The sequence below is a fragment of the Bradyrhizobium sp. USDA 376 genome (assembly GCF_054063675.1).
In genome coordinates this window covers 5,086,714-5,102,675 of record NZ_JBSSGN010000001.1, presented here as the reverse complement: position 1 = coordinate 5,102,675, position 15,962 = coordinate 5,086,714, and the positions used below count along the sequence as shown (strand labels likewise).

The following is a 15,962-nucleotide window of genomic DNA, read 5'->3' as shown; positions in this document are numbered from 1 at the left end:
AGCACGCCATGGACCGCTTCTACAGCCAAGACCAGAAAGCCCTCCGCGAGACCGCCCGCCGCTTCGCCGAAGCGGAGATTTTGCCGCGCGCCGCCGCGATCGACCGCGAGGACCGCTTCGACCGCACCCTCTACAAGGGCATGGCCGATCTCGGCCTGTTCGGCATCTGCCTGCGTGAAGGCGCCGGCGGCGCCGGTCTCGACGCGGTCGCGGCCTGCATCGCGATGGAGGAGCTGGCGCGCTGCTCCGGCGCAGTCGCCAACGCCTTCGCGATCCCCGTCGAGGCCGTGCTGTTCTTCGATCATCACGGCACCGACGCGCACAAGGCGCTGATCCCGAAGATCCTGAGCGGCGACGTCATTCCCGCCACCGCCGTTTCCGAGCCCGACCACGGCTCCGACGTAGCTAGCATCCGCACCAATGCGGTGCGCGAGGGCAATGGCTGGCGGCTCAACGGCACCAAGGCCTGGGTGACGCTCGGCGGCGTTGCCGACCGCATCATGGTGTTCGCGCGCACCGGCGCCGAGGCGGGCCACCGTTCCATCTCCTGCCTCCTCGTCGACGGCGCCCTGCCGGGCATCGCCCGCGGCAAGAACGAGGAGCTGCTCGGCATGCACGGCCTCGATGACTGCCAGATCACCTTCTCCGACGTGCGCCTGCCCTCCGATAGCGTGATGGGACCGGAGAACCAGGCCTTCAAGATGGCCATGAGCAATTTCAACTTCAGCCGGCTGATGATGGCCTCGATGGCGCTCGGCATGGCGCAGGCCGCGTTCGAGGATGCGACCGCCTATGCCAAGGACCGCAAGCAGTTCGGCCAGGCCATCATCGGCTTCCAGGCGGTGCAGTTCATGCTCGCGGACATGTCGACCGACATTGCGGCTGCGCGCCTCTTGATCCACCACGCCGCGCGCCTGCACGACGCAGGCGAGCCGATCGCCAAGGAGGCGGCGCAGGCAAAGCTGTTCACGACCGACATGGCGATGAAGCACGTCTCCAACGCGCTGCAGATCCACGGCGGCAACGGCTATTCGCGCGAGTACCGTATCGAGCGCATCTTCCGCGACGTGCGCCTCGCCCAGATCTACGAGGGCACCAACCAGATCCAGCGGCTGATCATCGCCCGCCAGGTCGAGAAGGAGGCCGCGTGATGCGGGATGCGCGCTCATGCTGAGCATCATCACCGCGGCGGAGGCTGCCGGCCTCATCCGCGACACCGATACGCTGATCGTCGGCGGCAATGGCGGCACCGGCGCGGCCGAAGCGATCCTCGATGCGCTGGAGCAGCGCTTCATCAGTGGCCAGGGCCCGCACAATCTGACGCTGATCAACATCACCGGCGTCGGCGCCGTGACCGAGAAGGGCCTCTGCCATCTCGCCCATGAAGGCCTGATCGCGCGCGTGATCGGCGGCAATTTTGGGCTTCAGGTGCCGTTCATGCGCCTCGTCCGCGACGAGCTGATCGATGCCTACAATTTTCCGCAGGGCGTGATGAGCCAGCTCTGCCGCGCCATGGCGGCCAAGCATCCCGGCGTGCTCACCCATGTCGGCCTCAACACCTATATGGACCCGCGCCATGACGGCGGCCGCATGAACAAGCGCACCACCGCGCCGCTGGTCGATCTGCTCGAGCTGCACGGCCAGTCCTGGCTGCTCTATCGCGTACCCGCTCCGCCCGATGTCGCCATCATCCGCGGCACCTCGGCCGACGAGGACGGCTATATCAGCATGGAGCACGAGGGCACGACGCGCGAGGATCTCTCGATCGCGCAGGCCGTGCACAATGCCGGCGGCACCGTGATCTGCCAGGTCAAGCGCATCGTGAAGCGCGGCTCGATCCATCCGCAGATGGTGAAGATCCCGGGCTTCCTGATCGACCACGTCGTGCTCGAGCCCGAGCAGATGCAGACCTACGGCACCGCCTACGATCCCGCACGCTGCGGCGAGACGCGCGTGCCGGTGGCGATGATCACGCCCGATCCGCTGACCGAACGCCGGGTGATCGCCCGCCGTGCCGCCTTCGAGCTGCGCCCGCGCGACGTCGTCAATCTCGGCGTCGGCATTTCCGCGATGATCCCCAATGTCGCGGCCGAGGAAGGCATTTCCGACCTGATCACGCTGACGGTGGAATCCGGCGTCGTCGGCGGCGTGCCCGGTCACGCCCGCGAATTCGGCACCGCCATCAACCCGCGCGTCATTCTCGACCAGGCCTATCAGTTCGACTTCTACGATGGCGGCGGCCTCTCCTGCGCCTTCCTCTCCTTCGCGGAGGTGGACGTATCAGGCAACGTCAACGTCACCCGCTTCGGCGAGCGCCGCGACGGCTCCGGCGGCTTCATCGACATCACCCAGAACGCCAAGCGGCTGATCTTCAGCGGCACCATGACCGGCGGCAAGTTCGACATCGGTGTCGAGAACGGCCGCCTCGCGATCCGGCGCGACGGCGCCTTCCGCAAGTTCGTGCCGCAGGTCGGCCAGATCAGCTTCAGCGCGTCACTCGCCGCGCAGCGCGGCCAGCACGTCAGCTACATCACCGAGCGCGCCGTGTTCGAGCTGGAGAACGGACACGTGACGCTGACCGAGATCGCGCCGGGCGTGCGGCTGGAGGAGGACATCCTCGCCCATATGGGCTTCCGCCCACGCATCAGCCCGCAACTGAAGGACATGGACCCGCGCATCTTCCGCTCCGGGCCGATGGGGATCGCGCAGAGCTTCAAGGCGCTGCCGGCGCGGCGACGCAAGGTTGCCTGAGGGATCAGCATGGACACGAGCGCCCCGATCAATCTCCGTTACGAAGATATCGCGCTCGGTGCGGAGTTCGAGACCGCCGTGCACACCGTGACGGAAGCCGACATCGCGGCCTTCGCCGACGTCACGCGCGACCATCATCCGCTCCATGTCGATGGCGCCTATGCGCGCTCCCGCGGCTTCCCCGCGGTGATCGGCCACGGCCTGTTCGGCCTGTCGCTGATGGAGGGGCTGAAGTCGGAGCTGAAGCTGTATGAGGAGACCTCGGTCGCCTCGCTCGGCTGGGACGAGGTGAAGTTCAAAGGTCCCATCGTCGCCGGCGATACCTTGCGCGTGCGCTTCCGCTTCGTCGAGAAGCGGCCGACCAAAAACCCCGGACGCGGCATCGTCGTCGAGACGCTCGACCTGCTCAACCAGCGCGACGAGGTGGTGACCGCGGCGCGCCACATCTCGCTGATCCTGACCCGGCAAGCCGATGCTGCGGCGGCCAATTGACCAGACAACGAAGAAGACGCGGACCGGAGAACGGCTCCTCTGCCACCCACGATTTGATCGGAGTATTCAGATGCGATTTCCAAGAACCCTCTCCGCCCTCGTCCTTCTGGTCGGCCTGACGCAGGCCGCCGGTGCCCAGACCTGCACGCCGAAGGTGCCGGCGTCGAGCCTGATCGAGCCGCCCAAATGGCAGATGTCGATCAACCCGACGCTGCCGCCGCAGCAATTCGTCGACGACAAGGGCGAGCTGCAGGGTCTCAATGTCGAGCTCGCCCGCGAGATCGCCAAGCGCATCTGCGTCGAGCCGGTGTTCCTGCGCATGGACTTCCCGCCGATGATCCCGGCGCTGCGCTCGGGCCGGTTCGATGCCATCAACACCGGCCTGTTCTGGACCGAGGAGCGCTCCAAGATGCTCTACCTCGTGCCTTATGCGCAGCAGGCGATCAGCATCTACACCGATCCCTCCTCCAGCCTGAAGCTCGAAAAGTTCGAGGATCTCGCCGGCCGCGTGGTCGGCGTGGAATCGGCGACCTACACCGAACGCAAGGCGCGCGAGTTCAGCACCGCTATGGAGGCCAAGGGCCTCAAGCCGATCGAGCTGCGCACCTTCACCACCGTCACCGCCACCTCCGCGGCGCTGCGCGCCGGCCAGCTCGAGGCCGCGCTCAACATCAACGAGACCGCCAACTCGCTCGAGCAGAAGGGCATCGCAAAAATCTGGGTCCGCGACATCGCCGGCACCGACATTACCTTCGCCTTCCGCGACAAGCTGCTCGCCCAGGCCGTTGCCGACGCGCTCACCGCGATCCGCACTGATGGCACTTATGACAAGCTGTTCGACAAGTTCGGCATGACCAAGCTGAAGGCGACGACGTTTGCGATCAGGGGTGACGGGCCGACGAATTGAGGCGGCCCCCGATCTCGTGTCCCGGACGCGTTGCAACGCGCAAGCGTTGCGGCGCTGAGCCGGGACCCAGAGAGCGGTACGGCGCGCGACAAGATGGGCCCCGGCTCTGCAGCGCACCGCTGAAGGAGCGCTGCGCTGCGTCCGGGGGCACAAGACGTAGGGTGGGTTAGCGAAGCGTAACCCACCACTGTCTTGCTCCGCGGACATGGAAGAGGTGGGTTACGCCCAGCGGACGCGCTTCGCGCATCCGCTAGGCTAACCCACCCTACAAGTCTTCTTCTTACGCGCTCGCCTGCGTCACGAACTTCGTGTTCAGATACCCTTCGATCGCCTCGAGGCCGCCTTCCGAGCCGTAGCCGGAATCCTTGATGCCGCCGAACGGCACTTCGGGCAGCGCGAGGCCGTGGTGGTTGATCGAGACCATGCCGCTCTCGACGTCAGCGCCGATCGCCTGCATCGTCTTGGTCGAGGTGGTGTAGGCATAGGCCGCAAGGCCGTAAGGCAGACGGTTGGCCTCGGCCACGACCTCGTCGTAGCTGCGGAACGAGGTGATCGGCGCCAGAGGTCCGAACGGCTCCTCGTTCATGATGCGGGCATCGCGCGGCACGTCGGTGATCACGGTCGGCTCGAAGAAGAAGCCTTCATTGCCGATGCGCTTGCCGCCGGCCTGCACCTTGGCGCCGCGCTGGACGGCGTCGGAGACGAGACCTTCCATGGCATCGACACGGCGCGGGTTGGCCAGCGGACCCATGCGGGTATCCTTGTCGAGGCCGTTGCCAACCTTGAGGCTCTTGGCGGCCGCCACGAACTTGTCCACGAAGGGCTCATAGACGCTTTCGTGCACCAGGAAGCGCGTCGGCGAGACGCAGACCTGGCCGGCATTGCGGAACTTGTTGGCCGAGAGAATCTTGGCGGCATTGTCGAGGTCCGCGTCCGCGAACACGATCGCCGGCGCATGGCCGCCGAGCTCCATGGTGACGCGCTTCATGTGCAGGCCGGCGAGCGCGGCCAGATGCTTGCCGACCGCGGTCGAGCCCGTAAAACTGATCTTCCGGATGATCGGATGCGGAATGAGATATTCCGACACTTCCGACGGCACACCGAACACCAGCTGGACGACGCCGGGAGGAATGCCCGCATCGGCATAGGCCCGCACCAGCTCCATGCAGCTCGCAGGCGTTTCTTCCGGCCCCTTGACGATGATCGAGCAGCCGGCAGCGAGCGCGGCCGAGATCTTGCGCACCGCCTGGTTGATCGGGAAATTCCAGGGCGTGAACGCTGCGACCGGGCCGACCGGCTCCTTGGTCACGAGCTGGGAGACGTTACCCATCCGCGGCGGCACGATGCGGCCATAGGCGCGGCGGGCTTCCTCGGAGAACCAGTCGATGAGGTCGCCGGCGAGCATGGTCTCGCCCTGCGCTTCCACCACCGGCTTGCCCTGCTCCATGGTCATCACGGGCGCGATCTCGGCGGCGCGCGAGCGGATGATGTCCGCGGCCTTGCGCATCAGCTTGTAGCGGTCGAATGGCGAGGTCTTGCGCCAGACCTCGAAGCCGGCCTTGGCTGCTTCCAGCGCGCGGTCGAGATCGGCCTTCGAGGCGTGCGGGGTCTTGCCGATCGGCTGGCCGGTCGCGGGATTGAGGATGTCCTCCGACTTGCCGGACGTGCCGTCGGTCCACTCGCCGGCGATGAACATTTGAACTTTCGGATACATCCTTGGAGCCTCCATGATTTCGGTCGCCGGCGGGCCCAGCGCCCCACCGTTTCAAGCCGGCGCAGAGCTACACCGAAAGGGGCCCGGCGGAAAGGGATCAATGATGCCGCAGCAGCGCATCGCTGATCTTCTCGGCCGCCATGATCACGGGAATGTTGGTATTGGCGGTCGGCAGCCGCGGCATGATCGAGGCATCCGCCACGAAGATATTGTCGCTGCCGATCACCAGCCCTTGCGGATCGACCACCGCCATCCGGTCGGCGGGATCGCCCATGCGGCAGGTGCCCACGGGATGCCAGACGCCGAACACGCTCTGCCGCACGAAGGCTTCGAGCGCGCGGTCGTCCGCGAGCGTCGCCTGGAAGGCGGTGCCGTTCAGCAGCGCGAGCCGGATCAGGAGTTGCCGAAGACCCGCGGGCACGTCGAGCATCGGCCCGAGGACGGAGGCGATGATGCGGTTGGCGGTGCCGAAACGGCTCAGGCGCTTGATGCGCGGTGAATAGGAGGCCGGGAAGAAGTCACCGGTCTCGGGATTGAGTGCCGGATGCACCACGAGCTTCGCCAGCAGCCGGACGGCGGCAACCATCCGTTCGAGATCGCGTGCATCGGACAGCAGGTTGAAATCGACAACCGGATAGGTCTTCGGATCGCGGCTCGCCAGCGTGAGCGAGCCGCTCGAATACGGCCGATTGCACCAGAGGAAATAGAGCCCGAGCCGCGTGCCCAGCGCGTGCCAGCCGCCGCGGGCCGAGGCCGTGATGTACATGTCGGAGGAGTCGCAGCCTGCAAGTCCAGACGAGAAACGCATCGCCGCGAAATTGGGGCGCCGCCGGACCAGCGGCAGCCGCAGCCGGCGCGGCAGATATTGGCAGAAGGTCAGCGCGGGATGATCGCGCAGATTGCTGCCGACGCCCGGCAGATCAATGGCGATGGGAATGCCGAGCGCTTGCAGCGCAGCCCCGGGGCCGATCCCCGCCCGCATCAGAATCGCCGGTGATTGCAGCGCGCCCGCCGAGAGGATCACGCGGCCGGCGCCGACGCTGAGCTTTTGACCGCCACGGGCGAGCACCACGCCGGTCGCGCGACGGCCATCGAGCATGAGCTGCTCGACCTCGCTGTCGGCCCAGACGGTCAGGTTCGGCCGCGCGCGGGTCGCCGGGTCGAGATAGCCGGCGGCCGTGGAGACGCGACGATCGTTACGATTGGAGAAGGCCGGCGGAAAGATGCCGTCCTCGAAGTCGGCATTCTGGTCCTTCCGGAACGGCAGCCCGGTCGCCGACAAGGCCTCGCCGACGGCGTGACCAAACGGTGGCATCGCCTCGCGCGCGATGCGGCGGATCGGAATCGGGCCGCTCCTGCCGTGCAGCGGGCCGTCGAAATCGAGATCGGTCTCGAGCTTGAGGAAATACGGCAGCACGTCCGCCCAGCCCCAGCCGCGCGCGCCGAGATCGCGCCATTCGTCATAGTCGCGCGGCAGGCCGCGATTGGCCGACTGCACGTTGATGCTGGAGCCGCCGCCCATCACCCGCCCCTGCTCGTAGGCGCGGACGACCGGGTTGCCCTCGGCATTACGGCCGGCCGCGGCTGACAGGCCCGGCCAGATGTATCTGTCGCCGAAGAACAGCGGCATCGGATAGCTGTCCAGGATTTCAGGCGGCGTTGCCTCGGGCGGCGTGTCCATCCCGGCTTCGATCAGAAGCACGCGCCGACGCCCGTCCGCAGAAAGCCTGTTGGCGAGCACGCAGCCCGCCGACCCGCCGCCGACGATCACATCGTCGAAATGCAGCTCATCCATTTCCGTCTCGTTGCACGTTGAGCGAGCCGGCGCAGCAGCAGGGCAGCCGCGCCGGTGCAAGGCTCAGCGGAAGTTGCCCTTGGTCTCGGGGATCACGACCGCGCCGATCAGGTAGATCACGAACACCCCGACCGCGAAGTAAGCCAGCGACATCGGAATTTGCGCCGGGCTGGCGCTCACCAGCGAGACGAAGGTCGGCATCATGCCGCCCAGCGCAAAGCCGATGTTCCAGGACAGGCCCGTGCCGCTCGCGCGCAGCGCGGTCGGGAAGCGCTCGTTCAGGAAGATCAGCACCGGCGCGTAACCGGCATTGCCGATGAAGGCGATGGCGAGCGCAAGAAGCGTGATTTGCGTCGTGTCCTTGCTGGCGGCAAGGCTGATATAGCACAGCGGCAGCAGCACCGCCGCCAACGCGCCGATCAGCAGGAACGTTTTCTTGCGGCCGATCCAGTCGCTCAGCGCGCCGACCAGCACGGCCGAGAAGAACGCCGAGACGCTCGCACCCATCAGGATCAGCGACGAGGTCTGGTTCGGGACCGCGTTGATGATTTTCAGGAAGCTCGGCAGATAGCCGGAGGTGAGATAGTAACCGGCGCCGCCGCCGAAGGTGATCAGCAGGTTGACCAGCAGCACGCCGCGATATTGGCCGGAAAAGACGTCCTTGACCGGCGCCTTCGAGACCTTCGCCTGCTTGTTGCCCTGCTGGCGCTTGAGCTCCTTGAAATAAGGAGATTCTTCGAGGTTGCGGAAGATGAACCAGCCGAGCAGCGAGCTGAGCAACCCCGAGAAGAACATGAAGCGCCAGCCCCACACCGCGAAGGCATCGCCGGGGAAGACCGAGGACGTGATCAGGAAGATGAAGGACGCGAGCAGCGCGCCGATGCCGGCACCGCCGCCGCCGACCAGGCCCGACATCGCCCCGCGCCATTGCGGCGGCACCGACTCGGTACCGATCGTGTGCGTGGACGCTACGACGCCACCGACGAACACGCCCTGCACCAGGCGCAGGATCAGGAAGACGATCGGCGCGATCACGCCAACCTGCGCGATGGTCGGCAGCAGGCCGAACGCCGCCGTGCTGAGGCCGACACCGATGATGGCGATCAGCATGGCCTGCTTGCGGCCGTGCACGTCGGCATAATGGCCGAACACCGCCGAGCCGAGCGGCCGCATCAGCAGCGTGACGGCGAATGAGCCGTAGACCGCGGCCAGCGACAGTGCCGCATTGCTCGACGGAAAGAACAGCGCGCCGACGACCGGCGCCACGTAGAGCAGAATGAACAAATCGAACAGATCCAGCGCCCATCCGAGCACCGACGCGATGATCGCGTTGACCATCTGCTTATTGTCAGCCGATGCTTGCGCACCCGCGACCGGCATATCCATCTCAGCCATGTTGTTTACCTCCCCCGTTTGAGTAGCGCCGCGGTCCGCGCCATTGCGAACCGCGGCAGTCGTTGCGTCGTTCGATCAGCGGCCGACGAATTTCGGCGGACGCTTGGCATTGAAGGCTTCGACGCCCTCCTTGAAGTCTTCGGACTGGCGCAGGCGGCTGTAGCAATGGCCCTCGAGCTCGATGGCGATGGCGAGCGTGGAGTCCTCGGTGTCGTTGAGGAGCTTCTTGGCCGTGCGCTGCGCCAACGGCGAGAAGGTGCGGAGCTCGTCGACCAGCTTGTCGGTCGCCTTCTCCAGCTCGGCGTCGGGCACGCATTCGGTGGCGATGCCCCACTCGTACGCCTGCTTGGCCGAGATGCGCTTGGAGCGCATCACGATGTCCTTGGTGCGGGTGATGCCGACCATCTTCTGCAGCCGCGCCGAGCCGCCCGAGCCCGGGATCTGGCCGAGCTTCTGCTCCGGCAGCGCGTATTGCGTGGTCTCAGACGCGATGCGGAAGTCACAGGCGAGCGACAGCTCGAAGCCGACGCCGAAGCAATAGCCGCGGTTGGCGACGATCACGGGCTTGGCGCAACGCGCCGGCGCGGCGATGTTCCAAGCAAGCTTGGAAACGTGCTCGGGGCTTGCTTCCATGAAGCCGCCGATATTGCCGCCGCTGGAGAAATGCTCGCCCTCGCCGCGCACCACGATCACGCGCACGCGCGGATCCTCGTCCAGCGTCTCGAAAGTCAGGCGCAGCTGGTCACGCTGCGGCATCGCCACGACGTTGTAGGGCGGACGGCCGAGGATGATGTCGGCGCGCTCATTCGCCTCGTCGATCTCGACCTTGAACCCGTCGAGTTTTGCAAGCCGGGGATCGGCGAAAGTGTAGGGTGACGGCATTTTGGCTTCCTTCTGTTGAATGGATGATGATCAGGCGGCGTCCGACGGCGGCAGGCGCTCGGCCTCGTATTCTCCGGCGACGAGCAGTCGCCGCAGCAGCTTGCCGACCGGCGATTTCGGGATCGCGTCGACGAAAACGTAGCGTCGTGGCCGCTTGAAATTCGCAAGGCCCGAGGTGCGGCAGAACTGTTCCAGCTCGACCTCGGAAACACCGCGGTTGCGCTTGACGAAGGCGGCGACGATTTTGCCCCACTTCTCGTCGGCAACACCGACCACTGCGACCTCGTCGACGGCGGGATGCAGCGACAGGCAGCTCTCGATCTCGACCGGCGAGACGTTCTCGCCGCCGGTGATGATCATGTCGTCGACGCGGCCGGTGACGAAGAGGTCGCCGTCGGGATCGACGAAGCCGGTGTCACCCGTAAAGTACCAGCCCTCGCGCAGCGATTTTGCATCGGCCTCAGGGCGCCGCCAGTAGCCCTCAAAAGCTTCGTCGCCCGCAAGCGTCGCGATGATCTCACCCTCCTCGCCGACCGCGGCAAGCTCGGTGTCTGAACGCGCGCCGATACGAACCACCTTCACATGCTGGTTAAGTCCGGCCTTGCCGGCCGAGCCGGGCTTTGCCGCGGCATTCTGGTCGATCGTAAACGTGTAGATCTCCGAGCTGCCGTAGTGATTGACGAACAGTTCCGGCTTGAACGCCTCGTTCAGCTTCTTCAGAAGGCCATTGGTCATCGACGCACCGGCGAAGCCGAGCTTGCGCACGCTCGACACATCGGTTTTCGCAAACGCCTCGTGATGGACGAGGTCGTGATAGAGCGTCGGCACCAGATAGAGGTTGGTGATCTCCTCCTTCTCGATCAGGGCCAGCGCCTGGCGGCTGTCATAGCGCGGCAGGCAGATGAAGCTGCCGCCGATCAGCGACATCGCCAGCAGCGAGCGAACGCCCATGGTGTGGTAGAGCGGCATCACGCCGAGCGTGCGCTCGCCGCGGCCATAGAGATTTTGCGCGACATGGGCAATCGCCGCCGCGCGCTCGGCACGATGCCGACGCGGCACACCCTTTGGCCGCGACGTCGTGCCCGAGGTGTAGAGCATGATCGACCAGGCATCGGCGCCGACGCGCGGCTCGGCGTCGGGCGCGCTGTCCATGATCAGATGGGCGAAGCTGGTCGCCTCGCTCGCCCTGGAATCGACGGACACGCGCAGCAGCTTGCCGGCCAACGCCGAGCCCTGCACTGCCTCGGCGGAAATGTCCTGATAGAACACCGCACAGGCTTCGGCGTTCTCGATGCAATAGTCGAGCTCATCCGCCTTGGCGCGCCAGTTGATCGGCGTAATCACGACGCCGGCGAACTGGCAGGTCCAGTGCAGCGTCGCCGCTTCCCAGCGGTTCTGCAGCAGCGTCACGACGTGATCGCCGGGCTTGAGACCAAGGCGGTCGAACGAGGCCACCAGCGCGGAAATCTTGTCGTACCATTGCCGGTAGGTCAGGCGGAGATCGCCGTCGACGAGCGCGATGGAATTGGGATCGCGCGCGGCGCTGGCAACGAAGCTGCTGGCGAGATCAAGCATCTGACGTCTCTTTTTTGGATGAAGTGAGCTCGGCGGCGGCATCTAGCGCCGCCTTGATGATCGGGGTGTAGCCGGTGCAGCGGCAGATATGCCCGCTGAGGAGATCGCGGATCTCCGCCTCGGTCGGCGCCGGATTCCTGGCGAGATAGTGGTCGAGCGACATCAAAATGCCGGCGGTGCAGAAGCCGCACTGGAGCGCGTGGTTGCGGCGAAACGCCCGTTGCAGCACGCCGAGCCGGTCGGCCGAGGGTGCGAGCCCCTCCACCGTTTTCAGCTCGCAGCCATCGACCTGCGCGGCCAGCGTCAGGCACGACCGGGTCAACATGCCATCGACCACGACCGTGCAGGCGCCGCAGACGCCATGCTCGCAGCCGACATGGGTACCGGTGGCGCCAAGCTGGTGCCGCAGGAAATCGGACAGCAGCATGCGCGGCTCGGCTTCTGCCTCGACGGGCATGCCGTTGAGCGCGAAACGGACGGGATGCCGGCGGTCGGCCTTGAGACGGGTCATTGCAGCACCTCGCCGATCAAGTCGCGGCCGATCATGCGCACGAGGTCGCGCCGGTAGCGCGCGGTGGCGTGGACGTCGTCGCGCGCGCCGAGCTCGTAGGCGAAGGCATTGAGAGCATCGTCGAGCGCACTGCCCTCCAGGTGCGGCCAGTCGCGCGCCGTCGGGACATCGGCGACGCCGCCGACGGCAAGGCGAACGCCCGCCTCCGTCTTCATTGCGGCGCAGGCGACGATGGCAAAATCGCCATGCCGGCGCGCGACCTCGCGGAAGGCGAAGCGCGATCCCTTGATCACCGGCAGCGAGATGCCCTCGATCAGTTCGTCGTCGCTGCGCGCGGTCAGCATCATGCCGGCAAAGAAGTCTTTTGCGGCCACGCGGCGGCGACGCCTGGCGTTGCGCAAAAACACCTCGCCGCCGAGCGCGACCAATGCGAGCGGCATCTCGGCACTGGGATCGGCATGGGCGAGCGAGCCGCAGATGGTGCCGCGGCTGCGGGTCTGCATGTGGCCGACCCAGGGTAGCGCCAGCGCCACCAGCGGCAGCGCCTCGGCGAGGTCAGGCCAGGCCAGGAGATCAGCCTGCCGCACGCCTGCGCCGATGACGACGGCATCCTTCTGCCGCTCGATCCTGCGCAGCTCATTGATCCGCATGATGTCGATCAGCAGCTTCGGCTTGGCGAGCCGCATGTTGAGCATCGCCATCAGCGACTGGCCACCGGCGAGGACGCGGGCATCGCTGCCCTGCTGCGCGAGGCCTTCGAGCACGTCGCCGACCGTCTCAGCGCGGAGATAGTCGAATGCGGGCGGCTTCATCGGCGCCCCCCGAACAGGCTCGCGAGTTTCGCCAGCAGCGCGAACAGCGAGAAGCCGCTACCTTCCGCGCCACCGCCGCCGGCCTTGCGGGCGAGCGCGGCGAAGAACTGGCCGATGATGACGCGCGTGGCGCCATCGAGCAGACGGCCGCCGATGCTGGCGACCTTGCCGCCGATGGCGGCGTCGTAGCTGTAAGACAGCTTCGTTCCGCCATTGCCGTCGGGCACGAGCATGATGCGTCCCTCGGCGTTGCCGAATCCGAGCGCGCCGGTGGCGCCGCCGCGCAAGGTGACCGCACGCGGCGGATCGAGATCGAACAGCTCCACGTCGGCGCGATAGCGACCGGTGACCGGGCCGATGCCGAGCGTGACGTCGGCGCGGAAATGCGTGTCGGTGACCTTGTCGACGCGCTGGCAGCCGGGGATGACCGACTGCAGGGTGGCGGGATCGAGCAGCATCGCCCAGACCTGCTCCGGCGCGCCCTTCACCGAGGCCTGTCCTTCGCCGCGCAGTCGCCGGTCGCCTTCGCGAGCTGGAGCGGCGGTTGCTCCGCCTGCGGGAGGCGGCGGCTCGGCGCCGCGCGCGAGTTCGGCCAGCCGCGCCGGCACTAGCGGCAAGGCGATGTCGGCAACGCCGAGCGCATCCGCAACCGCATTGGCAAGGCACACCGGCGTCGACATGCAATTGCCTTCGCCCACGCCCTTGGCGCCGAGCGGCGTGAACGGCGACGGCGTCTCCACGTGGATGATTTCTGGCTCCGGCACCTCGGTCGTCGTCGGCAGCAAATAATCAGCGAGCGTTCCCGTCAGAAAGCTGCCGTCCTCGGCGTAGGCATATTCCTCGTAAAGCGCGGCGCCGAGCGCCTGCGCAAAACCGCCGCGGATCTGGCCGTTGACCATTCCCGGATGCAGGATGGTGCCGCAATCGTGCATGGTGACGTAGCGGTCGATCCGCGTCTCCAGCGTGACGCGGTCGATCTCGACGCCGCAGAAGTCGAAGATGAAACCGTGGCAGAGCGAGGAGTTGATGCGGTCTTCGTCGTCGGGCGGCGTCAGCTCCGGCGGCGTCCAGAACACGGTCTCGCGGATGGTCTGGCCGGCATCGTCGGGCAGCGAGCCCGGCGACCAGTGGCTGAGCGCGGCGACGCGCGAGAACGCGATCCGGTTCTCTGGATTGTGTTTCGACGCGACGAAGCCCTTCGCGAACACGATATCCGCCGCCTCGACATTCAGCTGGCTCGCGGCGATGCGCGCGAGACGGCCGGCGACGCGCTCGGCCGCGAGCTTTGCCGTGCCCGCCACCGCCGCCGCAAAACGGCTGGCGTAATTGCCGGAGGCGATCGACCAGGCGTCCTTGGCTGTGTCGATCTCGGTGTTGACGCGGATATCTTTTGGCTCGAGGCCGAAGACGTCGGCGACGACCTGCGACAGCACGGTGCGATGGCCCTGCCCCTGCGGCACCGAGGCGACATGGACGGTGACGCTGCCGACCGGATCGAGCCCGACGGACGCGGTTGCCTGTGCGCCGTTCTTCGGCCCGGCCTTGCGCCGCTCGGCCGCGGTCAGCACGGTGGTGATGTAGCCCATGTTGGAGACGCTGGGCTCGACCACGGCGGTGAAGCCGATGCCGTAGAGACGCCCCTGCGCCCGCGCCGCGTCGCGCTTCGCCTTCAGCTCGGCAAGCCTGCCCTGCTCCACCGCACGCGCGACGGCTTCCTGGTAGTTGCCCGAGTCAAGCAACGCGCCAGTTGCCGTACGATACGGAAACGCGCCGGCATCGATCAGATTGCGCTTGATCACCTCGAGCGGATCGAGGCCAAGCCCGATTGCGATGCGCTGCACCAGCCGCTCCAGCGCGAAATAGACCTGCGGCCCGCCAAAGCCGCGGTTGAGGCCGGTCGGCGTCTTGTTGGTGACGACGACGCGGTTGCGGACCTTGACGTGGCTGATGTCGTAGGCGCCGGTCAGGTTGCCATGCATGCGGTAGAGCGTCGCCGGCTCGGGTGCGCGCAAGTGGGCGCCGCAATCCTCGACCTGGTCCCAGTCAAGCGCGAGAATCTTTCCGTCGGCCGCAACGGCCGCCGCCAGCGTCGTTGCGCGATTGGTCGCCGACACCGAGGCGGTGAGATGCTCGAGCCGGTCCTCGATCCATTTGACAGGCCGGCCCGTGACGCGCGCCGCGGCGGCGATCAGCACGATGTAGGGAAACACGCCCTGCTTGACGCCGAAGCTGCCGCCGGAATCCGGCGGCGTGCGCAACCGCAACCGGTTGCCCGGCACTTTCAGAGCACGCGCGATCACGGTGTGGATGCTGAACGGGCCCTGGAAATTGGCGAGGACCTCATAGGCGTCCTCGCCGGCATCGTGCGAGGCGACGACGCCATAGGTCTCGATCGGCGTGCAGGAGTTGCGGGGATATTTGATGTCAATGGAGAAGCGGTGCGGCGCGTCGGCAAAGGCCTTCTGGGGATCGCCGTAGCGGAACGAGCGGTCGCTGGCGAGATTGCCGGGAAAGCCGTCATGCAACACGGGGGCATCCGGAGCGATCGCGCCAAGCGGATCGACGACGGCGCCGCGCGGGCGATATTCGACGTTGATGAGTTCGGCCGCATCCTCGGCGCGGGCGCGGTCGGTGGCGACGACCACAGCGACGGGCTCGCCGACATAGCGCACGCGATCCGTCGCGATCGGCCAGCACTCGACCGGCGCCTTCACGCCGACGACGAGGCTTGTGGTGACGGCCTTGACGTCGCTGCCGGTCAGAACCGCCGCTACGCCCGACAGGCGTTTTGCAACTTCAGCATCGATCGAGAGAATGTCGGCATGCGCGTGCGGCGAGCGCAAAATCGTCGCATGCAGCGTGCCGGGCTGGACGCCGAGATCGTCGATGAAGCGGCCGTGGCCAGAGAGCAGCGCGGCGTCCTCGACGCGTTCGATCGAACGCCCGACCCACGGCTCGTCGCCATTTCCCGGATTTGCGGATTTGACCGCCTGCAACATGTCCCGGCATACCTCCCGACGCGTTCTTTGACGCGACGGTGACACTTGTCAGGACAGGGGCTGCGCGGGCCATACCGCCCGCTCTCACGACTTACCAAATCGTCTCATTCGAGCGCGTGCAGCGCAATA

General features: G+C 66.6%; 12 protein-coding genes. 4 read left to right on the top strand and 8 right to left on the bottom strand.

Annotated elements, in window-relative coordinates; genetic code table 11:
* The first annotated feature begins 8 nt into the window (after positions 1 to 8).
* The 4 genes from ACVJ19_RS23790 (at position 9) to ACVJ19_RS23775 (ending at position 4,150) form a co-directional block, all read left to right on the top strand.
* Complete coding sequence (locus ACVJ19_RS23790; RefSeq protein WP_453951492.1) at positions 9 to 1,151, top strand: acyl-CoA dehydrogenase family protein; 1,143 nt, start codon at positions 9 to 11, stop codon at positions 1,149 to 1,151.
* 16 nt (positions 1,152 to 1,167) lie between these two features.
* Positions 1,168 to 2,751 (top strand): acyl CoA:acetate/3-ketoacid CoA transferase, encoded by a 1,584-nt coding sequence (locus tag ACVJ19_RS23785; RefSeq protein ID WP_453951490.1) that lies wholly within the window; start codon positions 1,168 to 1,170, stop codon positions 2,749 to 2,751.
* Positions 2,752 to 2,760: 9 nt separating this feature from the next.
* Positions 2,761 to 3,243: a MaoC family dehydratase gene (locus ACVJ19_RS23780; protein WP_453951488.1), complete on the top strand. Its 483-nt coding sequence runs from the start codon at positions 2,761 to 2,763 to the stop codon at positions 3,241 to 3,243.
* Between the two features lie 70 nt (positions 3,244 to 3,313).
* Positions 3,314 to 4,150 (top strand): ABC transporter substrate-binding protein, encoded by an 837-nt coding sequence (locus ACVJ19_RS23775; protein ID WP_453951486.1) that lies wholly within the window; start codon positions 3,314 to 3,316, stop codon positions 4,148 to 4,150.
* Positions 4,151 to 4,430: 280 nt separating this feature from the next.
* Here ACVJ19_RS23775 and ACVJ19_RS23770 read toward each other — a convergent pair whose 3' ends face one another.
* From ACVJ19_RS23770 to ACVJ19_RS23735, 8 genes are all read right to left on the bottom strand, one after another.
* Positions 4,431 to 5,879 carry an NAD-dependent succinate-semialdehyde dehydrogenase gene (locus ACVJ19_RS23770; RefSeq protein ID WP_453951484.1) on the bottom strand — a complete coding sequence of 483 codons (1,449 nt, stop codon included), beginning with the start codon at positions 5,877 to 5,879 and terminating at the stop codon, positions 4,431 to 4,433.
* Positions 5,880 to 5,961: 82 nt separating this feature from the next.
* Positions 5,962 to 7,659, bottom strand: a complete 1,698-nt coding sequence (locus tag ACVJ19_RS23765) for a GMC family oxidoreductase (RefSeq protein ID WP_453951482.1) — start codon at positions 7,657 to 7,659, stop codon at positions 5,962 to 5,964.
* A 63-nt stretch (positions 7,660 to 7,722) separates the two neighbouring features.
* Positions 7,723 to 9,054: an MFS transporter gene (locus ACVJ19_RS23760; protein WP_453951480.1), complete on the bottom strand. Its 1,332-nt coding sequence runs from the start codon at positions 9,052 to 9,054 to the stop codon at positions 7,723 to 7,725.
* A 75-nt stretch (positions 9,055 to 9,129) separates the two neighbouring features.
* Positions 9,130 to 9,936 carry an enoyl-CoA hydratase/isomerase family protein gene (locus tag ACVJ19_RS23755; RefSeq protein ID WP_453951478.1) on the bottom strand — a complete coding sequence of 269 codons (807 nt, stop codon included), beginning with the start codon at positions 9,934 to 9,936 and terminating at the stop codon, positions 9,130 to 9,132.
* Between the two features lie 30 nt (positions 9,937 to 9,966).
* The gene (locus ACVJ19_RS23750) at positions 9,967 to 11,511 is read right to left on the bottom strand and encodes an AMP-binding protein (protein ID WP_453951476.1); all 1,545 of its coding nucleotides are present in this window, start codon (positions 11,509 to 11,511) and stop codon (positions 9,967 to 9,969) included.
* Positions 11,504 to 12,022 carry a (2Fe-2S)-binding protein gene (locus tag ACVJ19_RS23745; protein WP_453951474.1) on the bottom strand — a complete coding sequence of 173 codons (519 nt, stop codon included), beginning with the start codon at positions 12,020 to 12,022 and terminating at the stop codon, positions 11,504 to 11,506. The genes ACVJ19_RS23750 and ACVJ19_RS23745 overlap by 8 nt, the downstream gene beginning before the upstream one ends.
* Complete coding sequence (locus ACVJ19_RS23740) at positions 12,019 to 12,834, bottom strand: FAD binding domain-containing protein (protein ID WP_453951473.1); 816 nt, start codon at positions 12,832 to 12,834, stop codon at positions 12,019 to 12,021. Before ACVJ19_RS23740 ends, ACVJ19_RS23745 begins: the two co-directional genes overlap by 4 nt.
* On the bottom strand, positions 12,831 to 15,833 hold the full coding sequence (locus ACVJ19_RS23735; protein WP_453951472.1) for a xanthine dehydrogenase family protein molybdopterin-binding subunit: 3,003 nt from the start codon (positions 15,831 to 15,833) through the stop codon (positions 12,831 to 12,833). Before ACVJ19_RS23735 ends, ACVJ19_RS23740 begins: the two co-directional genes overlap by 4 nt.
* Positions 15,834 to 15,962 lie beyond the last annotated feature (129 nt).